Origin of the sequence: Solibacillus sp. CAU 1738 (assembly GCF_039888725.1) — a bacterium.
Classification (GTDB): Bacteria; Bacillota; Bacilli; order Bacillales_A; family Planococcaceae; genus Metasolibacillus.
The window spans coordinates 654,592-673,343 of the sequence record NZ_JBDQQN010000003.1 but is presented as its reverse complement, the minus strand read 5'-3'; the positions used below and the strand labels follow the sequence as shown (position 1 = coordinate 673,343).

At 37.2% G+C, this 18,752-nt stretch carries 25 protein-coding genes; 8 read left to right on the top strand and 17 right to left on the bottom strand.

Annotated features, from left to right (window positions below; translation table 11 throughout):
* Positions 1-400: 400 nt before the first annotated feature.
* The 3 genes from AAFN87_RS12565 to AAFN87_RS12555 all read right to left on the bottom strand — a co-directional run bounded on the left by AAFN87_RS12565 (position 401) and on the right by AAFN87_RS12555 (position 2,533).
* On the bottom strand, positions 401-925 hold the full coding sequence (locus AAFN87_RS12565) for a YceI family protein (protein WP_347791413.1): 525 nt from the start codon (positions 923-925) through the stop codon (positions 401-403).
* A gap of 277 nt (positions 926-1,202) precedes the next feature.
* Complete coding sequence (locus AAFN87_RS12560; RefSeq protein ID WP_347791412.1) at positions 1,203-1,853, bottom strand: thermonuclease family protein; 651 nt, start codon at positions 1,851-1,853, stop codon at positions 1,203-1,205.
* A 98-nt stretch (positions 1,854-1,951) separates the two neighbouring features.
* Positions 1,952-2,533, bottom strand: a complete 582-nt coding sequence (locus AAFN87_RS12555; protein ID WP_347791411.1) for a phosphatidylglycerophosphatase A family protein — start codon at positions 2,531-2,533, stop codon at positions 1,952-1,954.
* Between the two features lie 103 nt (positions 2,534-2,636).
* On the opposite strand from AAFN87_RS12555, the gene AAFN87_RS12550 reads away from it, so the two are divergent.
* From AAFN87_RS12550 to AAFN87_RS12540, 3 genes are all read left to right on the top strand, one after another.
* Positions 2,637-3,356 carry an alpha/beta hydrolase gene (locus AAFN87_RS12550; RefSeq protein WP_347791410.1) on the top strand — a complete coding sequence of 240 codons (720 nt, stop codon included), beginning with the start codon at positions 2,637-2,639 and terminating at the stop codon, positions 3,354-3,356.
* 85 nt (positions 3,357-3,441) lie between these two features.
* A complete protein-coding gene (locus AAFN87_RS12545; protein ID WP_347791409.1) occupies positions 3,442-3,954 on the top strand; it encodes a YjcG family protein in 513 nt (170 codons plus the stop codon).
* A 4-nt stretch (positions 3,955-3,958) separates the two neighbouring features.
* Positions 3,959-4,387 (top strand): GNAT family N-acetyltransferase, encoded by a 429-nt coding sequence (locus AAFN87_RS12540; protein ID WP_347791408.1) that lies wholly within the window; start codon positions 3,959-3,961, stop codon positions 4,385-4,387.
* 49 nt (positions 4,388-4,436) lie between these two features.
* Here AAFN87_RS12540 and AAFN87_RS12535 read toward each other — a convergent pair whose 3' ends face one another.
* The 6 genes from AAFN87_RS12535 to AAFN87_RS12510 all read right to left on the bottom strand — a co-directional run bounded on the left by AAFN87_RS12535 (position 4,437) and on the right by AAFN87_RS12510 (position 7,118).
* Positions 4,437-4,685 carry a stage VI sporulation protein F gene (locus tag AAFN87_RS12535; RefSeq protein WP_347791407.1) on the bottom strand — a complete coding sequence of 83 codons (249 nt, stop codon included), beginning with the start codon at positions 4,683-4,685 and terminating at the stop codon, positions 4,437-4,439.
* A gap of 12 nt (positions 4,686-4,697) precedes the next feature.
* Positions 4,698-4,841 (bottom strand): YjcZ family sporulation protein, encoded by a 144-nt coding sequence (locus AAFN87_RS12530; RefSeq protein ID WP_347791406.1) that lies wholly within the window; start codon positions 4,839-4,841, stop codon positions 4,698-4,700.
* Between the two features lie 64 nt (positions 4,842-4,905).
* Positions 4,906-5,268, bottom strand: a complete 363-nt coding sequence (gene spoVAE, locus AAFN87_RS12525) for a stage V sporulation protein AE (RefSeq protein ID WP_347791405.1) — start codon at positions 5,266-5,268, stop codon at positions 4,906-4,908.
* A gap of 10 nt (positions 5,269-5,278) precedes the next feature.
* A complete protein-coding gene (locus tag AAFN87_RS12520; RefSeq protein WP_347791404.1) occupies positions 5,279-6,274 on the bottom strand; it encodes a beta-ketoacyl-[acyl-carrier-protein] synthase family protein in 996 nt (331 codons plus the stop codon).
* The gene (gene spoVAC, locus AAFN87_RS12515; protein ID WP_347791403.1) at positions 6,268-6,723 is read right to left on the bottom strand and encodes a stage V sporulation protein AC; all 456 of its coding nucleotides are present in this window, start codon (positions 6,721-6,723) and stop codon (positions 6,268-6,270) included. Before spoVAC ends, AAFN87_RS12520 begins: the two co-directional genes overlap by 7 nt.
* Positions 6,723-7,118: a YhcN/YlaJ family sporulation lipoprotein gene (locus tag AAFN87_RS12510; protein ID WP_347791402.1), complete on the bottom strand. Its 396-nt coding sequence runs from the start codon at positions 7,116-7,118 to the stop codon at positions 6,723-6,725. The genes spoVAC and AAFN87_RS12510 overlap by 1 nt, the downstream gene beginning before the upstream one ends.
* Before the next feature lie 141 nt (positions 7,119-7,259).
* Here AAFN87_RS12510 and AAFN87_RS12505 point away from each other — a divergent pair, with 141 nt between their 5' ends.
* Complete coding sequence (locus AAFN87_RS12505; protein ID WP_347791401.1) at positions 7,260-7,772, top strand: CotY/CotZ family spore coat protein; 513 nt, start codon at positions 7,260-7,262, stop codon at positions 7,770-7,772.
* Positions 7,773-7,811: 39 nt separating this feature from the next.
* On the opposite strand, the gene AAFN87_RS12500 is transcribed toward AAFN87_RS12505, so the two are convergent.
* From AAFN87_RS12500 to AAFN87_RS12475, 6 genes are all read right to left on the bottom strand, one after another.
* Positions 7,812-8,141 (bottom strand): 4-diphosphocytidyl-2C-methyl-D-erythritol kinase, encoded by a 330-nt coding sequence (locus AAFN87_RS12500; protein WP_347791400.1) that lies wholly within the window; start codon positions 8,139-8,141, stop codon positions 7,812-7,814.
* Positions 8,142-8,190: 49 nt separating this feature from the next.
* Positions 8,191-9,567 (bottom strand): magnesium transporter, encoded by a 1,377-nt coding sequence (gene mgtE / locus AAFN87_RS12495; protein WP_347791399.1) that lies wholly within the window; start codon positions 9,565-9,567, stop codon positions 8,191-8,193.
* Positions 9,568-9,702: 135 nt separating this feature from the next.
* Positions 9,703-10,599, bottom strand: a complete 897-nt coding sequence (locus AAFN87_RS12490; RefSeq protein ID WP_347791398.1) for an RluA family pseudouridine synthase — start codon at positions 10,597-10,599, stop codon at positions 9,703-9,705.
* Between the two features lie 11 nt (positions 10,600-10,610).
* On the bottom strand, positions 10,611-11,405 hold the full coding sequence (locus tag AAFN87_RS12485) for an NAD kinase (protein WP_347791397.1): 795 nt from the start codon (positions 11,403-11,405) through the stop codon (positions 10,611-10,613).
* 2 nt (positions 11,406-11,407) lie between these two features.
* Positions 11,408-12,079, bottom strand: coding sequence for a GTP diphosphokinase (gene yjbM / locus AAFN87_RS12480; protein WP_347791396.1), 672 nt, complete (start codon positions 12,077-12,079; stop codon positions 11,408-11,410).
* 74 nt (positions 12,080-12,153) lie between these two features.
* On the bottom strand, positions 12,154-12,528 hold the full coding sequence (locus AAFN87_RS12475; RefSeq protein ID WP_347791395.1) for a UPF0738 family protein: 375 nt from the start codon (positions 12,526-12,528) through the stop codon (positions 12,154-12,156).
* A gap of 131 nt (positions 12,529-12,659) precedes the next feature.
* Between AAFN87_RS12475 and AAFN87_RS12470 the strand changes: the two genes are divergently transcribed.
* The 4 genes from AAFN87_RS12470 (at position 12,660) to AAFN87_RS12455 (ending at position 15,461) form a co-directional block, all read left to right on the top strand.
* Positions 12,660-13,253, top strand: coding sequence for a CYTH domain-containing protein (locus AAFN87_RS12470; RefSeq protein ID WP_347791394.1), 594 nt, complete (start codon positions 12,660-12,662; stop codon positions 13,251-13,253).
* A gap of 152 nt (positions 13,254-13,405) precedes the next feature.
* Entirely contained in the window at positions 13,406-14,101 is a 696-nt protein-coding gene (locus AAFN87_RS12465) for a lytic transglycosylase domain-containing protein (RefSeq protein ID WP_347791393.1), read from the top strand.
* A gap of 155 nt (positions 14,102-14,256) precedes the next feature.
* Positions 14,257-14,658: a globin domain-containing protein gene (locus AAFN87_RS12460; RefSeq protein WP_347791392.1), complete on the top strand. Its 402-nt coding sequence runs from the start codon at positions 14,257-14,259 to the stop codon at positions 14,656-14,658.
* Positions 14,655-15,461 carry a DsbA family protein gene (locus tag AAFN87_RS12455; protein WP_347791391.1) on the top strand — a complete coding sequence of 269 codons (807 nt, stop codon included), beginning with the start codon at positions 14,655-14,657 and terminating at the stop codon, positions 15,459-15,461. The genes AAFN87_RS12460 and AAFN87_RS12455 overlap by 4 nt, the downstream gene beginning before the upstream one ends.
* Positions 15,462-16,027: 566 nt before the next feature.
* Here AAFN87_RS12455 and AAFN87_RS12450 read toward each other — a convergent pair.
* Together AAFN87_RS12450 and pepF are read right to left on the bottom strand one after the other, a co-directional pair.
* On the bottom strand, positions 16,028-16,288 hold the full coding sequence (locus tag AAFN87_RS12450; protein WP_347791390.1) for a hypothetical protein: 261 nt from the start codon (positions 16,286-16,288) through the stop codon (positions 16,028-16,030).
* A gap of 613 nt (positions 16,289-16,901) precedes the next feature.
* A complete protein-coding gene (pepF, locus tag AAFN87_RS12445) occupies positions 16,902-18,707 on the bottom strand; it encodes an oligoendopeptidase F (protein WP_347791389.1) in 1,806 nt (601 codons plus the stop codon).
* Positions 18,708-18,752: the final 45 nt, after the last annotated feature.

The following is an 18,752-nucleotide window of genomic DNA, read 5'->3' as shown; positions in this document are numbered from 1 at the left end:
ATAGTGTAAATTTTGTTTTCAATAATAAGAAAAAACTGCTATTCACAAACCGAATAATGCCTTCATACTCTTCTATGATATTGACCTAATTTTTGATTCTATTGACCTTATTTTCGATTCTATTGACCAAATGCTCAAAAATGCCCCTCGAGGCCATGAAAAAAACCACTATCCCAAACCGAATAGTGACTTCCTACTGACCATATCCCAAAAATCCCTTCGCCGCTAAGAAAACTGCCTGCGCTTGCGAACGGCTCCTAGCGTGTTTGCCACGCGTAGAGACTTTCGAAGCTACCTCGATCGTCTAGCGTGAATGACTAGACATCTCTAAAAACTTATACTTTCTTATTTTTCAAAAAAAGCTTAAAAGAGTGCGTCTCTTTTAAGCTTTTTACATTTATTACGCTGGATTTAATTCTAGTTCAACTTGAATTTTAATGTCTTTGCCAACAAGTACCCCGCCTGTTTCAAGTGCAGCGTTCCAAGTCAATCCAAATTCTTCGCGGTTAATTTTAGTTTCCGCTTCGAAGCCGTAAACATCCACGCCCCATGGGTTCTTCCCTTTACCGTTGAATTCTGTATCAAATGTCACTGATTTTGTAACATCTTTAATTGTTAAATCACCAGTCACTTTATAAGTATCATCTGATTTTGTAATATTAGTTGATTTGAATGTAATTTTTGGATATTTTTCTCCATCAAAAAAATCAGCTGATTTTAAATGATTATCACGGTCTTCACTACGCGTATTAATGCTTGCTATATCAAAATCGAAACTAATATTAGCACTTGTTAAATCCGTTAAATCCTCTGCTTCAACATCTGCAGTATAAGAATCAAAAACGCCTTTAACTTTCGAAACCATCATGTGTTTCACTGTAAAGCCAATGCTTGAATGCGAACGATCAATTGCCCATTTTGCCATTTAATAATTCCTCCTAAGTACGATGTGATTTTATCTCGAATTCGAGATAATGGATTAAAAATATAATAGCTTGACGATAATTTAGATTCCCTAATAATAGGTACTAAAAATCGTGCCGCTATTTATATATGTTGAATAGTACAGTTTTATAACTTACTATTCATAACTTAGTTTAATTTAACAACTTCATTACGTCAAGTAACCTTTTTTTAGAAGATCATCTTTTTACATCAAACTAAAAGGGGATGAGCTATGCTGTCCCTATCCCCTTTTGTTATTATTGTACTGCTTCTACGTGGAATTGGTTATTTTCAAAATACCCTTCGTGCGCCCAAATATTCAGCTTGCTTGCTTCTGCCTGTGCTTGCACATCACGCAGCTCTTGTTCTAGTGTATTATTCGGTTTATTCATATAACGCATTACTGCTAGTCCATTTTCCAGTAAAGCCTCTTGTAAAAGTACACCATCTACATAAACATACGCTAGTAATCTGTCGTATTTATCTGTTTTAGGTCCAACGTCAAATAGCAACTCAATTGTAGAAGCATTTTTCAATAAATCTTCAGTGAAAGCTTTTGCTTCTGCTGCATAGGGCATCGGTTCGCCTTTATTGTAGTTCATTTCCGTAGTATCTACCATTAATAATCGAACTTTTTGTTTTTTACCATCAAGTTCAACACTAAATGTATCGCCGTCATTTGCAGCAAGGAATTTTACTTGCTGTAGTTCATTTCCAGTTGCTTGCTTTGCATACTCCGCTGGAATTTTCACTTCCGAAGTAGTTTGTTCTGTAGCAGTTCCTTGCTCTATTTGATAAGGCGTATCTTCTACTTTCTTTGGCGGTGGATCAGCGAAAATAAAATATAATGCTAGTCCAAGTAATATAGTTCCACTCGTAATAAGTGTTTTAATATCTTGCAGTTTCATACAAATTGATCCTCTCTCGTTCAATACTTATATCCTATCAAAAAAAGAAATTAATCGCCATTCACAAATCGTAGTGAATGGCGATTTACATGTCTATTTTAGATTTCTGTTTTTGGCTTTGGCTGTGGTCCAAGTACAATTGGCGGTATATCTGCAAACGTTTCGCCTTCCTCCTCTAAATCGCGCATACGGTGAGCGATACGTGAAGCGGCACATGCAGCAATACTTCCGACTAAATCATCTAGGAATGTATGTATACCATGCCCAGCTTTTGTATCAAGTTTTTCAATAATTCCAATCTTTTGTTTATCTAAATGACCAAATGTTGTCACCGCAATACTACCGTATGTAAACACTGATCCTAATGCAATTGTTTCATCCACACCAAATAACCCTTCATCTGCTTCTATAATTGATTGTAATGGCTCTGATAATAATTTCTTCTCAGCTAATTCGTCAAGCTCTATACCAACTAAAACAGCATGCTGAACTTCACGTTTATTTAAAACTCGCTCAACCGATTTAATGCAATGCTCCATCGTTAAACCTTCATTATATGAGTTTTGCATTTTATATACGATATCTGCAATATCAGCAACTTTTACACCCCGGCGTTCAAGAGCAGCATATGTTGCAGCCATTACTTGATCTGAATGAACACGAATATTTTTGTTATGCATAGAAAAATCCTCATTTCATTAATTATTTTTCTTCTCACCATATTATACCTTTAAATGTGGATATGATACAATTTCGGTACAACTGTGAGAGGGAGTGACTTTTGTGAATAAAGGAACAGTAAAAGACTTAACCTTTTTTAGTGATGCACTGCAAGAACAAATGCAGCTGCTCATCTATATTCCAGCAAATTATTCTCCACTATATAAATATAACATTTTAATCGCTACTGATGGCAAAGACTATTTTCAATTAGGGGGAATTCCTCGATTAGCTGATGAACTTATTGATAATTATGAAATGGAACAAACGATAATTGTCGGCATTCCATATAAAGATGTTTATGATCGTCAAAAAAAATATATCCCTTCAGGTGAAGAGCATGATTCTTTTCTTCGTTTTTTGGCACACGAGCTTGTACCTTATTTAGATGAAGAATTCGCAACTTATCAGCTCGGCTCTACTCGTGCTGTAGTTGGGGATTCAATGGCTGCTACTGCTGCATTAATGGCCGCAATAAAGTATCCGAGCGTATTCGGTAAAGCAGTACTACAATCACCATATGTAGACGATCTTGTACTCGCTGCCGTTACAAATGCCAAAAATTACGAAGCGTTATTTATTTATCAGATTATCGGTACAGGCGAAGATCGAGTAGTAACAACCGATAAATCAGTAAAAGATTTTTTAACGCCTAATCGCGCACTCCATACATTGCTTGCAGAGAAAAATTTCCAAACCTTTTATGAGGAATTCGACGGCAACCATACGTGGAAATATTGGAAACCTGACTTAAAAAGAGCTTTAGTAGAAATTTTCGGCTAAATGGGCGTATGAAATGTCGAAGGCTACAACTTCTGTTATACTGATAAAAAGAAAAAATATTAAAACTATTCGGGAGGTTATGAACTTGAAATATGGTATTGTTGCGTTTCCATCGAACAAACTGCAAGATTTAGCGAATAATTATCGGAAAAGGTATGACCCGCATTATGCGCAAATTGCCCCTCATATGACGCTAAAAGATGCTTTTGAAGCGGATGAAAGCAAATTAGAAGAAATTACTTCAAAGCTGAGCGAAATTGCATCGAAATATGCACCTCTGACGATTCACGCATCGCGCATTAGTTCGTTCTTCCCAACGACGAATGCAATTTTCTTCCGTGTTGAGCCGACAGATCAGCTTGCAAGCATTCATAGTGCGCTCCAAGAACAAATCACATATGGCACATCAAAACATGTCTTCGTCCCACATATTACTATCGCACAAAAACTTTCCTCAGCTGAACATGACGACATTTTCGGGCAATTACGAATGGCAGGTATAAATGAAAAAGAAACAATTGATAGCATTCATCTACTAAAAGAGGATAACGGTAAATGGGTAACTATCGAAACGTTTAGATTGAGTGGAGTTGAATGATTTCATGTTTGAAGTAAAATCCGTAACAACAAATGAACAATTACAGCAGGCATTTGCAATTCGTACAAAAGTGTTCGTTGAGGAGCAAGGTGTACCTGTACATTTAGAGCTAGATGAGCATGATAAAACTGCTCTTCATTTTATTGTAATGGACGGTGACACAACGATTGCTGCCGCGCGCCTACGTGAATTCGAGCCACAAGTAGGCAAAGTTGAACGTGTATGTGTGCTAAGCGAATACCGCGGTAAACGCTTAGGTATTTTATTAATGGAGTATATCGAACAAGTTGCTAAAGAAAGTAATTTGAAAAAGCTTAAGCTGAATGCACAAAGCTATGCTGTACCATTTTACGAAAAGCTGCAATACGTCGTTACTTCTCCAGAATTTATGGACGCTGGTATTCCGCACCGCGCAATGGAAAAAAATATTTAACAAAAGAGAAGGGGGTGTTTCAAATCGTTTTGAAACCACCCTCTTCTTTCTATCTCATCATTTTCTCAATTTTACTCATATCAAGAGAATGGCCATCTTTTATTATAGACTGAACAATTTGGTCTTCTAATTGTGGTGATATATTTCTATTTGCGACTTTACTTACTTTTCGAACAATTTTTCTCACTTGTTTTTCGCTCGTAAAATCTGCATGTTGAATCGCTCGGGCTAGTGCAAATACTTCATCCATTTGGACACCCGTTTTTTTTTCAAATTGTTTGAAAAACTTGTTTTCCATTATCCTCCCTCCTTATAAAAATACACTTCCGACAATAATCAATAAAATGAATAATACGACAATTAATACAAATGTCGAACCGTTATTATGACCACTGTAACAATTGTTATAAGCAGGTTGCACGTTTCCACATTCTTGCCATCCATAGCCAGACATACATACCCCTCCTTTCTACATTTTAGTGTATGCTTCACTAAAAATGAAAAGAGGGCTAAACGCCCTAGTCTACTTTGCCTTTTGAGCGGAAAATAAGTGCACCGATAAAGCCAAAAATAATGGCTGCACTAATTCCTGAGCTTGTTACTTCAAACATTCCTGTTAAAACTCCTACTAATCCATGTTTTTCTGCTTCAGCTAGCGCACCATGTGTAAGTGCATTACCAAAAGATGTAATTGGTATCGTGGCACCAGCACCTGCAAAATCAATGAGTGGCTCATATAAACCAAAACCGTCTAAAATCGCGCCCAATACGACTAATGTAGATAATGTATGCGCTGGCGTTAGCTTTGCAACATCCATTAATAATTGGCCAATGACACAAATGATGCCTCCTACTAAAAAAGCAAATAAAAAAGTATACATTTATCCTACCTCAGTTCATCGCTATTTCAATTGCATGGGCTGTACAAGGAATCGATTCACCCTGTTGGAAAGACAAAGGTGAAAGTAAAGCACCAGTTGCCACAAGTAGAACCCGTTTATAACGCCCTGTTTTAAACTGACTTAATACGTAACTAAAAAACACCGATGCTGAACATCCTGCTCCACTTGCTCCTGCTAGGAATGATTTATCTTCACCATAATATTCAGCTCCAGCATCTCGAATAAGCTTTAATTCATCATTGCTTATTCCATCTTGTGCGAGCATAGCCTTTACTAATTTCAAGCCGATATTACCTAAATCACCCGTCATAATCATGTCGTAATCATAGATTTTCTGTTTACGCTGCTTTAAATGTGTTGTAATGGTTTCATAAGCTGCTGGTGCCATTGCCCCGCCCATATGAAAGGGATCTGTATCATTAAAATCTACAACCTTTCCAACAGTAGCTGCAACAACATAAGGAAACTCAGGATTATACTTTCCAACAAGAGTATAACCGGCAGCTGTAACAGTCCATTGTGCAGTAGCAGGCTTTTGTGCACCGTAGTCCACTGGATATCGAAATTGACGCTCTGTTGCATTATGATGACTTGAGGAGCCCGCAATCGCTAATTGCGATGCACCAAGTTCAGTTAGTAAACTTGCAATAATTACGGAGGATACAGATGTTGCACATGCAGAAAACAAGCCAATAAACGACACCGCTAGTTCGCGTGCTGCGAAATTTGTCGGGGTCATTTGATTGACTAAATCGCCACTTAAAAAATAATCCACATCTAAATTTTTTATTTGTGCCTTGTCCATCACTAGCTGGCAAGTATCTGTAATTAAACGACTCTGCCCACGCTCATTCGTTTTCTCCTGGAAAAGCTCATCTTCTGCTACTACATCGAAATAAGAGCGAAATACACTACGAGATTCTAACGGGCCTACTATTGCAGCTCCAGCTAATAATGACGGCTTCGTTTGAAAAAGTATTACCATTGAAGTACCCCCATCATTACAAGAAGTGTTTTAATGAGTGCGACAAAAAATGCAGATACGGTACCAAATACAATAACAGAACCCGCAAGCTTAAACATATTGCTACCAACCCCTAAAACTAGCCCTTCAGTTTTATGCTCAATCGCTGCTGAAATAACCGCGTTACCGAATCCAGTTACAGGAACAGCGCTCCCCGCTCCAGCGAATTGTCCCAGTTTGCGATAAAGTCCAAATCCAGTTAAAATCATAGAAATAAATATCATCGTCGCAACGGTTGGATTGCCTACAGTTTTTTCAGTGAAGTCAAAAAATATCATATAAAAAAAGGCAATAGCTTGTCCTATTACACAAATTAACCCTCCTACGACAAACGCTTTAAATGCATTAAGTACATACGGAGTAGCTGGTGTAATTTGTTGTTCTATTGTTTTGTATTGTTGTTGCTTCATTAAGACTCCTCCTTCGCTAGTTTTTTCAATTCCTTCACTTTTTCACTTACTCTTTGCCTATCTTTTTCAGCAATTAATTTCGAGGTTTCCCAATATAATTTAAAATCTGACGATACGAGGATGTCATAGTTCGGCCATTTTTCTTCTAATTTATCTTGTAGTTTTTTTGCTGTTTTTCTTTCTTTAAATGAGTTCAACGGTTTTGTTTGTACCGCCACAAGTATTTCGTCATCGATTTCTACAACATTTGCCTTCTCTACTTCCTTTGTTTTTTCCAACTGTTGTTTTATTTCCCTCGCCTTATCACTTTGTTCATCGTACATCACAATTTTTTCAGCTGATGCACAAGCAGACAGTAGGAGCACACATCCTACAATGCTCAAAAAATATTTCACCTTTGTGCCTCCTTTTTTGCGAAGTATGTGCGTATTTTTATTTCTTTATTCACAAATATAGGCAGTTGTTTCTATGCGAACGCCCTATTCAGTCGGGAATCCTCTCATATTGTAGAGAGAAATTATCTAGGAGGTGAGAGCATGGGTTGTGGAAGAGGAGAAGTTAGCCCTACAAGCTCGGGTAGAGGTTGTGTTTGTGAAGTTGTACGTTCCATTTTAGACATCCAAAATCAAGCAGTACAAGATGAGTGTTCGACTTGTACAACAAACTGTTTTTTAGAGCCATTAGGTGGAATTGTTAGTCCTGCGAGATCTTCAGCAGATACACGTGTATTTATGCTATTAACAAAATTCGGTACACCGTTTGTAGCAACTTTTAGTACAGATGATTCAACAGATTGTGTTTGCACATCAGTATTTTTCCGAGTAGAAGATGTATTTGATGATTGCTGTGCAACATTACGTGTATTAATTCCATTAGATCGCGGTGGAGACGTAGTAGATTTATTAAATGGTGATGGTACTAAAGTATCATTAAGAGCAATTTGTGAAGTAACGGATTTCAAAGCATCAGATAGCTGTATTACTGTAGACTTAGATTGCTTCTGCGCAGTACAATGTATCGCAGACGTCAACTTAGGTATTTGTAACTAAAAAAAGCGGCAAAGTTCTTTTAGACCTTTGCCGCTTTTTTTATTTTTTTGATACATAAATTGCTACGATGTCATTGCCATCAATAATAACTTTTTTCTCAAATATTTTCATCGTTACATCAACCCCTTGCAGGCGCTCCACCGTCCCGACTAAGCGTTCGTCATTTTTCAAAACGACAAGCAACACCCTATCTTTTTTCGTTGGTCGAGCAAAAAAGCGTAGCTGATGCGCAATCAATGCGTTTTCTATTACTCGTGGAGCCTGTATTTCATAAATGGACGTACTTTCATCAAATAAAGTACTTTCATTAATTGCGAGCTGCACAGCATATGACGGCGTTTTTATAAAAAGTAACGGTTCATGTTCCATCCATTCGCCCACCTTTTTTCCTTACGATATGCAATTGCTCTCTGCGTTGTTACATTATCTGATTGATAAACGTCGTCGCTAGACCTAAGTATATTATTATACTTGTTACGTCATTTAAAGTTGTAATAAATGGACCAGATGCAACAGCAGGGTCAATACCAAGCTTATGCATTAATAACGGAATAAAGGAACCTGCTAATGTAGCAACTACAATGGAGCAACAAATCGCGACTCCTACAAGTAAACCAATAATAATTTGATGCTTCCAAATGAATACTATACCGACAACGATTATTCCGCATACAACACCTGTTATTAAACCAGTTAAGCATTCCCTTGCTAATAGCTTAAACTTGCTATGACCTCCAACTTCACCCGTTGCAATACCGCGTATCGCAACGGCCAGTGCCTGTGTACCACTATTCCCGGATGTACCCGAAATAAGTGGAATAAATACTGCAAGCAATGCTACTTTATCAAGCGTTTCTTCAAATTGCCCCATTAAGTTTGCAGTTAACATTCCTAAAAATAGCAAAATTATTAGCCACGGTAAACGCTTTGTTGCAGCTTTAAATGGACCAGAATCAATATCGTCCATATTAGAAATACCGGCAAGCTTCGAGTAGTCATCTGACGCTTCTTCATCGATAACGTCGATAATATCATCGACAGTAATAATCCCTTGCATTTCACGATTTTCATCAATTACTGGAATCGCTAAGAAATTATAGTCTCTCATAATTTGAGCAACGTCTTCCTGGTCATCTGTAACTTTTACCGACACGACACGTTCACTCATAATATCGCTAATTAATGCATCCTCCTTAGCGATAATTAAATCTCTGAGCGAAATAACACCGGTTAATTGACGCATATCATTAACGACGAAAACATAGTAAATTGTTTCAGCATTCGGGGCTTCATTACGCAGCACCGCCATGGCAGAACGTACTGTCGAATTTTCTAAAATCGACACATATTCCGTCGTCATAATCGCTCCAGCAGTATATTCTGCATAGCCTAACAGTTCATTAATTTCATCTACTGTTTCACTATCCATCATTTCTAAATAGCTTTCGCGCTGCTCATTATCTAGTTCATTTAATACGTCTACTGCGTCATCTGTATACATAAACGAGAGCATAGCGGCTCCATAAGACGTATCCATTTCACTTAAAAAGTGTTCATATTCATCATCTTGGAGCTCTATCGCTTCAAAAATAACCGCCAGTTCTTCAGGAGACAAGTATGAATAGATAGTACGTCGTATATCAGGTCCCACCTTTTCATAAAACTGGGCTTGATCATACGGATGTAGCGCTAAAAATTGTTCACGGAATACTTCAATTTCTTCTTCTAATAAAAGCATTTGTAAAAATTCTTCATTATAACGCACTTCATCATTATCATATTTTGGTTCTTTCATCCTTGTCCCCTCCTCTCAAAACTTATCATATTTCGATATTGCGAATTCGTAAATCTTTATTTTCTTATATACAATCTTTTCAATTTTACATCTTAAAATAAGGAAAAGATGTTCGTATTAAGCGAACATCTTACTTTAATCATTGTCATTTAATAGCTTTTTTAACGATTTAGGTAGCTCCCTCGAAAAGGTTAGCTGCTGTTTCGTTAATGGATGTTCAAATGTGAGCGACACGCAGTGAAGTGCTTGTCTGTCAATAATTTGATTATCGCCACCGTATAATTCATCTCCGACTAGAGGATGTCCGATGTACGCCATATGCACACGAATTTGGTGCGTGCGTCCAGTATGCAGTTTTAAACGAATATGTGAAATAGGTGTACCGCATGTTTTAGCACGCTGTAACAATATCACATCTGTATGAGCAAATTGCCCATCTGATCGTACCTCGCGCTCAATAATGCTCGTATCCTTACGCCCTATTGGTTCGATAATGGACTGACTTTGTACTTCACCATGAACAATCGCCTCGTATTGTCTTTGTACATCGCCACGTTTTTGCGCTTCACTCATTAAATGATGAATATGTCGATGTTTGGCAATACACATTAGCCCAGATGTATCACGGTCAAGACGAGTTACAATATGAACTGTCGATGCAAGTCCTTGTTGCTGAAAATAACCATAGACAAAATTCGCCACACTACTATCAGGATGCTCCCGCGAAGGAATCGAACTCATATATGGTTGTTTATCAATGACAAGCAGTGCGTCATCTTCATATACAATATTTAACTTACCATACTGTGGGACTAGCCCTTCACTTACCTCTTCTGCAGGAAAAATGATTTTCACAACATCTCCCTGCACTAATCTATATCGAACATTGCGCTCTATATTATTAACAAAAATACCGCCACCATCAAATTTTATTGATGTAAGAGCCCGCTTGGAAATCCCCCAAGTAGCAATGGCCTCGCGCAGTAGTATTTCCTCAGTTGCAACAAATTGAATTTCAAATCTATTATTCATATTTCCCTCATTTATTCATTTGAAACGAATGAATCATGCACACGCTCCCAAAACGGGAATGGACGAAATCTCGCGAACCGCACACGTTCATTTGCTACATTAAATGTAATTGATTTGACATCAGATTCTGTTAACTGCACATGGTCAATCGTCATGTTAAACCTTTGATCATTAACCGGCTTTAATACGCAATTATGATGGGCTGGCAACACAAGTGACGATCCAACAGTACGGAACACACGGTTATTAATTGATGCCATTTCCGTTAATTGAAATGCATGCAATGTCGGATGGATTATTGCTCCACCTAATGCTTTATTATATGCCGTACTACCAGATGGGGTAGATACACAAAGCCCATCTCCTCGGAACCGCTCAAAATGATTGCCATTTAGCTCGACATCCATCACAAGTGTCACATCAGGTGATTTTATCGTCGCTTCATTCAATGCTAAATATGCACTAGGCTCAGACTTATGACGGTGCACCTGTACTTCGAGTAACGGATATTCTACAACATTGAATTCCTTTTTGGCAATGGATAATACTAACTTTTCTAGCTCAGATGGCTTCCAATCCGCATAAAATCCTAAGTGTCCTGTATGGATTCCAACAAATGCTACTTTATCTAAACGGTGCGAATAACGATGGAATGCGTGTAGAAGCGTACCGTCTCCCCCGATAGATAGGACAATATCCGGCTCTTTTTCATCAAATTGTAAACCAAAGTCTTGCAAATAAGTTTTTGCGAGATCCATCAGTTCATTCGATTGAGAATCTCGGCGTGATTGAATTGAAAATTTCATCTTTAGTCACGCTCCTTGTCCTTTGTTGTGTGTAATGCTGGATTGGTTGCTTCTTTAAATTCACTAAAATACGCCTGTGCTTCTTGAATTTCATTACGTATAAGTGACATTTCTTCATCAAGACGAAAAGCTGCTTCCGCGGCACTTTGCAAGCGATTTTTAATTTCTTCTGGGAAAAGACCTTTATATTTATAATTTAAGGAATGCTCAATCGAAGCCCAAAAATTCATAGCGAGTGTACGAATTTGAATTTCGGCTAGGACAATTTTCTTTCCTTGAATTGTTTCAACCGGATACTCTACAATCATATGATGTGAACGATAACCACTTGGCTTACTATGCGTAATATAGTCTCGTTCTTCAATGACTTGCATATCTTTTCGCTGACGGATAAGCTCCGTTACAGTTGATATATCATCAACGAACTGGCACATAATGCGCAATCCCGCAATATCTTGAAGCTCTGTTGCTAATTCATCCGCAGGTTCAAATGGGATACCTTTTTCAAGCGATTTATCGTAAATACTCGCTAATGGCTTTACCCTACCTGTTACAAATTCAATTGGTGAATTCGCATTAACGATACCAAATTGCGAACGCATACCTTTTAATTTTACTTTCAACTCATCAACAGCTTGTTTATACGGACCTAGAAAAACATCCCACTGTCCCATAATGAAAACCTCCCAACATGAAATAGTAAGTAACCCTATTTCATCAACAAACTACTACTAATCATTTTACTATGTTATGCATTAAAAATAACGCCAAAACTTTCTTCAACTGCTTGCACAAAAGCACTGCCATAATTATCGTTACCTTGAATATTCCAAAGTAGTGATTCGAGTTCCTCAAAAAAATTCGTCAACTCTATATTCGGGTATAAAAATGGGTTGCGCCCGTTTTGTACTACTTGGACAAGCGCTGGCCATACTTTTTTAGGGAAACTTAAATAACTATATACACCCGCTTCTTCTACGATATAAATAAATGCCTCATTGTCCGAATCTGCAATTACTTGACCAACAGGTTGAAATTGAACTGCTAGCCCGCTATTATTTAGACTAAAGTAAATGTCGTTATGTAATTCTTCAGTATGATGAATGGTATAAATGTTACGCACGAGATTGTTCTCTCCTTCAAGTCATTCTGTTCATATTTTATCATACCGCAAAGTTTGATGCAGTGTGGTTTTTACAGCATTGAAAGAAGAATGTATTTTACTATAAAAAAACACCGAATAAAGGATGGAAAATGATGAACCAAGAAATTGAGATCGAATTTAAGAATATGCTGTCGAAATCGAAATATGACGAACTACTTACAGCATTCGACATAAATAGAGATTCGATTATTCGGCAAGAAAACCATTATTTCGATACACCTGATTTCCAACTAAAAGCTTTAGCGAGTGGGCTGCGTATTCGCATTTTACCGAATAAAATTGAATGTACATTAAAAGAACAAGCGAATGAAAATACACATATTGAAACTACTGATTTATTAACTGTAGATGAAGCAACACAAATGACTAATGGGCTAATATTTCCTGCAAGCAATGTGAAAGCAAGACTTATTGAACTCGGCATTGATGTTGAGAGCCTCTCATTATTCGGTTCATTAGTAACTGATCGTGTCGAAATAGCATATAAAGGTGGTTTATTAGTACTTGATCATTCTTATTATTTGCAGTGCGACGATTATGAGGTAGAATATGAAACACAAGATGAAATAGTTGGAAAAAACATTTTCCGACAATTTTTAGTAAAATACAATATCCCTGTCGCGCACGCTCAGAAGAAAATTGCGCGTTTTGCTGCCGCTTTAGCTGCTAGTCAATCCGAATAATAATACAAGCGCTTTCTTGCCTTTTTACACGCGAAAAGCGCTGGAGAAAATTACCGAAGCGACCTTGAGCATGTGGCGTGAATTCCGAATGCCTGGACGCTCTTTCAACTCAAAATTATTCTTTTTTATCTTTTATAGAAAGGTTGGTCATTATGGATATCCAATCAATAAAAACACTCATGGAACTACAAGCTCTACAAACGATAAGTGGGACTAACTCCAATTCAGCTAGTCCATCCGTTTTTTCATCAATGGTTGACGACTTACTGCAATCAGAACTTACAGACGCAACTAAAAATGCCGCAAGTTTGTTAAATAGCTACAGCTCAATGGCATCTGCTGACTCATTAGCTATCTCACCTAAAAATTATTTAGACGCCTTTCTTTTGGAAGGACAGGCGAACACTACAATAGATCAATATTTAAATGATTATACTGGACAAAGCGGTTACGAAAATGTGTTAGCTGGAGCGAGTAGCTATAGCGAAACTATTGCACAAGCCGCAAATACATATAATGTACCTGAAAAATTAATTGCTGCTATTATTAAACAAGAATCTAATTTTAATCCGAACGCAGTTAGTACTGCTGGTGCAACTGGACTTATGCAGCTAATGCCTTCTACAGCAAAATTTTTAGGTGTTACCGATCCAACTAATCCTGAACAGAACATAATGGGAGGCGCTAAATATTTACGTCAAATGTTAAATCAATTTGACAATGACATTGAAAAAGCACTAGCCGCCTATAACGCCGGGCCAGGAAACGTAAAAAAATACGATGGCATTCCACCATTTAACGAAACAACTAATTATGTGAAAAAGGTATTAAACTATTATCGTACTTAGTAATTTAGTAGTTCTGTAATTTTGTGTAGAGCTGTTTGTTTGTTAAATCGAAAAGACGTTGTTAGAATAAGGCTATCACTAATATAATTAACCAACTGTAAATACAACTTAAATATACGAATACAAGTAACTGCAAGTACAAAGGAGTATCACCTATGAATCGAAAATATACGATTCCTTACGAGGAGCTTGGTGCTGAAAAACTTTCTGAGCTTTTGCATGCTTTTTACGCCCGTGTTGGGAAACATCCTGAATTAATCCCGATTTTCCCAGAAGATTTAACTGAAACAATTCGTAAGCAAATCCAATTTCAAACCCAGTACTTAGGTGGACCTAATCTATTTACAGAAGAGCACGGTCACCCAATGATGCGTGCTAGACATATGAATTTCAAAATAACACCTGATCGTGCACAGGCTTGGCTAGAATGTATGGCAGAAGCGATGGATGAAGTTGGTCTAGACGGTAAGTTCCGTGACGTCTATTATCAACGCCTCGTGTTAACTGCTCATCACATGGTCAACTCACCGAACGAAGATGAGGAGGGATTTGAGTGAATAATATCCAAATGTTACCGCAACCTACCGCACCTTCTACACTAAATAAGCCAGTAGAATTATATGTATTCATTGACCCTTTGTGTCCGAATACTTTTGCAATGCAATCTATGCTTCGTAAACTACAACTAGAATACGAGCATTATTTCTCTTGGCGTTATGTGTTAAGTACGGAGCTATCAACTCTGAATTGTGTAAGCAACCGTATTAAAGGCTGCGTGTCAGGTGCAGAATTGGATATTACCCATCCAGTATTACCTTCAATTGCAATTAAAGCTGCTGAATTACAAGGTAAGCGTGCTAGTTTTCGTTATTTAACGAAAATACAAGAACATGCTACATTGAAAACAAAAAATGTACATTCCCATGCTGCTTTACTACAAATTGCACAAGAAGTGAATTTGGACATGAATGAATTTCGTGTTGATTTTGGCTCAAGAGAAGCAGCACATGCTTTCCAATGTGATTTATATATTAAACGGGAAATGCAAGTTGAAGAAGTACCGAGCATCGTCTTTTTTAGTGAGTGCATTGAAGAAGAGGGCTTAAAAGTAAGTGGTGTTTATACATACGAAGTGTATGAACATATTTTACAAGAAATGATTCAGGAACAATTAATCCGTCAGCCTCTACCGACACTGGATGAATTACTCAATCGCTTCCAAACGTTAACAACAGCTGAAGTAGCAGAAATTTATCAAATTAAAGAACAAACAGCTGAGCGAGAATTAAAAAAACGTATGCTGCAGCAAAAAGTAGAACGTATTACGAATGATGATGTAACACTTTGGCGACAAAAATAGTCCTAATTAGAAGACTACTAGAAACTCACTTTTTAACTACGAAATTATTTTTAGCATTATATACAAGGCACTTTTCGTCAATTTTGACCGAAGAGTGCTTTTTTTCTATTCTTTAAAATTTGTTGGAGTATATAAAAAAAGCGTAAAGTGCATTAAGAATGGCATGCATATGATTGTAAAAAAGCGTAAAGAATGCGTTACATATTACTTAATCACCTGAAGCTTAACACCGAAAGAACACTGGTATTTAAACCGATACATCGACATGTCACCAGAATCGAAAGAAGCGTATGAATTAAAAGAACTGTATAAGAAATGGCAAGAGAGTGCGAAAGAAAAACAGAACATTTCTGTCGATCCTGTATTTTTAAAAGCAATCAAAATGTTTAAAAATTGGCAGGTAGAAATTCTAAAGTAGCTATGTGTTCGGCTATTTGGATGTTTTTTAGAGGCGATTAATAATGCCTCAAAACTGATAAAAAGAAACGCTAATTGTTTTCGAAAGCATGACCATTTTAAAGCGAAGATATTATTGAATTATGAATATAAAAATGTAGGAGTGCATCTTAGTTAGAAAGATTACGTTGATTGGAGAGGAGGGCAGCCGACTTCTGCGGGAACAGCAAATTACTATCTGTGACGAAAGCAGAGCGGAAGTCACAATGTTTTCTACGGCGAAAGGACAGCGACAGTCGCACGTGCGGAAAATCCATTTTTTCGGGATTAATCCCGAAAAAATTAGTTGGAGCCGTGCCCGCGAAAAGCGCGCTGCCCGGAACCGAAATCAACTTCTTTAGCAAGAAAGAGCGCAGTGAATAGCAATCCATTGATCCAGTGCCTGCCGCTACGCTTTCGTCAGAGGAAGAATTCGCTTTAGTGGGTACGGGTGAAGCACAGTTATTTGTTTACTACATCGTCCTATTTATCTAATGTGGTCAGCTATTTATCTTAGGATTTTTCAAACTAATAAGTAGCTAGCAGAAAAACAAAAGAGGCGCCCTATTCTCGACAAATAGGACGCCTCTTTTTCACAAAGGGGATGGGAGAAATGTTCACGTTCAAACAAAGGGGTGTATGTTTGTTATGTGATTTATTTCACGTATATTACTTTATCATGGAATAATAATTGTTGCAACGCTCTATGAGTTGTTTCACAAAATCGCCATATAGTAAGCGGTTGCATTCATATTATTTCCCAAAATTCCTGATTTTATACTTAAATCTCATAATAGTTGTGAAATCAACTTTTTCAGCTACTTATTATTCCAAATAAATAATAATATAGTAATTAAAACCTTTATTTCTTTTAAAATAATAGAATTACAATGCAACTTTTCATTTCACAAAGTCAAATTAATTGAGTAGATTAACGTTATCCCCACAAAAACATTTCATAATAAAGCAAAAAGCTACAGATAGTGACCTGTAGCTTTCCAGCCATTAATTATTCAACAATAACTTTTCTAACTCAATTAGTTTTTCTTCAAACACTTTACACGCCTCTGCAATCGGTGCTGGAGATTCCATATCGACACCTGCAGCTTTTAATACTTCAATTGGGAAGTTTGAGCAACCCGCTTTGAGGAAGTTGTTAATATAACGATCTACTGCCGGTTGACCTTCTTCTAAAATTTGTTTGCTTAGCGCAGTGGCAGCTGATTGACCTGTAGCATATTGGTATACATAGTAATTGTAGTAGAAGTGTGGAATACGTGCCCACTCTAAACCGATTTCCTCATCCACTACCATTGCATCTCCGAAATATTGTTTGTTTAAGTTGTAATAAACTTCAGTAAATTTTTCTGCAGTTAATGCTTCACCATTGCGATCCATCTCGTGGATGATGTGCTCAAACTCAGCAAACATTGTTTGACGGAATACAGTTCCACGGAATCCATCTAACCAGTGATTTAATAAATATATTTTTTGTTGTGGATCTTCAATTGTTTTTAATAAATAGTCAAACAATAATTCCTCATTACAAGTAGAAGCTACTTCCGCTACGAAAATTGAGTAGCTAGCGTATGGATATGGCTGATTTGCACGTGTATAATAACTATGCATACTATGACCAAATTCATGCGCTAAAGTAAATAAGTTATCCATATTATTTTGCCAGTTCATTAATACGTATGGATTCGTACCAAATGTACCCGAAGAATACGCACCACTACGTTTACCTTTGTTTTCCATTACATCGACCCAGCGACTATCTAAGCCTTTTTGAACCGTTGCTTGATATTCTTCTCCAAGTGGCGCAAAGCTTTCTACCATTAAGCCTTTCGCTTTGTCGTACGGCATATCCATCTTTGATTCTTTCACAAGAGGTGTGAATAAGTCATACATATGCAGTTCTTCTAAGCCAAGTACTTGTTTACGTAATGCTATATAACGGTGTAGCAATGGTAAATTATCATGAATTGTAGAAATTAATTGATCGTACACTTTTTCCGGAATGAAGTTATTACTCATCGCCGCATGACGTGCCGATTCATAATTGCGCACTTTTGCATCTGCATTTTGCGCCTTCACATTACCTGATAAAGTAGAAGCAAATGTATTACGGAATTTACCATAAGTTTCGTACATCGCTTTAAATGCGCCTTCACGCACTTCACGGTTGGCACTTTCTAAGAACGAAATGTACGAGCCATGCGTTAATGGCACTTCTTCACCTTCATCATTTTTCACTTTTGGAAACTCGATATCGGCGTTATTTAATGCACTAAAAGTTTGACCTGACGCATTAGAAACTTCCGATAATTGTGCTAAAAGCTCTTCTTTGTCAGCTGACAATATATGCGGACGACCTAAGTTTAATTCTTTTAAGCTTTGCTCGTATAATTTTAAGTCATCATTTTCTGCAATATATGACGCAATAGTTGCTTCGTCTAATGATAAAATTTCCGGAATCATAAATGACATTGCAGTACTTAATTTTGCACTAAGTGATTTGACGCGGCTATCCATTGCTTGATATTTGCTATTTGCCGTATCTTGATCATGCTTTAAATGGCTATAAACATATAATTTGTTAAAGCGTTGTCCAACATTATCGCTAAATTGTAATGTTTCAAACAAGCCTTTTGCGCCTTCTGCTACTTTTCCTTTATAGTTTTCTGCTTGTCCTATTAGTGATTGAATTTCTGAAAATTCTTGCTCCCATGCTTCATCTGAAGAAAAAATTGATGTTAAGTCCCACGTCAATTCTGTAGGTACTTCCTCACGCGTTAATAATTTCGCCATATTTTAACAGCCTCCATACTATTTATTTCAAAATTCGAAATTGCT

Excerpts from the sequence above, each read along its gene's own strand:
- AAFN87_RS12535 (WP_347791407.1), bottom strand. The coding sequence starts at position 4,685 with ATGGAAAACAAGTTTTTCAAACAATTTGAAAAAAAAACGGGTGTCCAA.
- AAFN87_RS12450 (WP_347791390.1), bottom strand. The coding sequence starts at position 16,288 with ATGGATTGCTATTCACTGCGCTCTTTCTTGCTAAAGAAGTTGATTTCG.
- AAFN87_RS12505 (WP_347791401.1), top strand. The coding sequence starts at position 7,260 with ATGGGTTGTGGAAGAGGAGAAGTTAGCCCTACAAGCTCGGGTAGAGGT.
- AAFN87_RS12500 (WP_347791400.1), bottom strand. The coding sequence starts at position 8,141 with ATGGAACATGAACCGTTACTTTTTATAAAAACGCCGTCATATGCTGTG.
- AAFN87_RS12565 (WP_347791413.1), bottom strand. The coding sequence starts at position 925 with ATGGCAAAATGGGCAATTGATCGTTCGCATTCAAGCATTGGCTTTACA.
- AAFN87_RS12555 (WP_347791411.1), bottom strand. The coding sequence starts at position 2,533 with ATGCATAACAAAAATATTCGTGTTCATTCAGATCAAGTAATGGCTGCA.
- AAFN87_RS12530 (WP_347791406.1), bottom strand. The coding sequence starts at position 4,841 with ATGTCTGGCTATGGATGGCAAGAATGTGGAAACGTGCAACCTGCTTAT.
- yjbM (WP_347791396.1), bottom strand. The coding sequence starts at position 12,079 with ATGGGACAGTGGGATGTTTTTCTAGGTCCGTATAAACAAGCTGTTGAT.
- AAFN87_RS12465 (WP_347791393.1), top strand. The coding sequence starts at position 13,406 with ATGGATATCCAATCAATAAAAACACTCATGGAACTACAAGCTCTACAA.
- AAFN87_RS12485 (WP_347791397.1), bottom strand. The coding sequence starts at position 11,405 with ATGAAATTTTCAATTCAATCACGCCGAGATTCTCAATCGAATGAACTG.
- AAFN87_RS12460 (WP_347791392.1), top strand. The coding sequence starts at position 14,257 with ATGAATCGAAAATATACGATTCCTTACGAGGAGCTTGGTGCTGAAAAA.
- AAFN87_RS12540 (WP_347791408.1), top strand. The coding sequence starts at position 3,959 with ATGTTTGAAGTAAAATCCGTAACAACAAATGAACAATTACAGCAGGCA.
- mgtE (WP_347791399.1), bottom strand. The coding sequence starts at position 9,567 with ATGAAAGAACCAAAATATGATAATGATGAAGTGCGTTATAATGAAGAA.
- pepF (WP_347791389.1), bottom strand. The coding sequence starts at position 18,707 with ATGGCGAAATTATTAACGCGTGAGGAAGTACCTACAGAATTGACGTGG.
- spoVAC (WP_347791403.1), bottom strand. The coding sequence starts at position 6,723 with ATGAAGCAACAACAATACAAAACAATAGAACAACAAATTACACCAGCT.
- spoVAE (WP_347791405.1), bottom strand. The coding sequence starts at position 5,268 with ATGTATACTTTTTTATTTGCTTTTTTAGTAGGAGGCATCATTTGTGTC.
- AAFN87_RS12520 (WP_347791404.1), bottom strand. The coding sequence starts at position 6,274 with ATGGTAATACTTTTTCAAACGAAGCCGTCATTATTAGCTGGAGCTGCA.
- AAFN87_RS12470 (WP_347791394.1), top strand. The coding sequence starts at position 12,660 with ATGATGAACCAAGAAATTGAGATCGAATTTAAGAATATGCTGTCGAAA.
- AAFN87_RS12560 (WP_347791412.1), bottom strand. The coding sequence starts at position 1,853 with ATGAAACTGCAAGATATTAAAACACTTATTACGAGTGGAACTATATTA.
- AAFN87_RS12490 (WP_347791398.1), bottom strand. The coding sequence starts at position 10,599 with ATGAATAATAGATTTGAAATTCAATTTGTTGCAACTGAGGAAATACTA.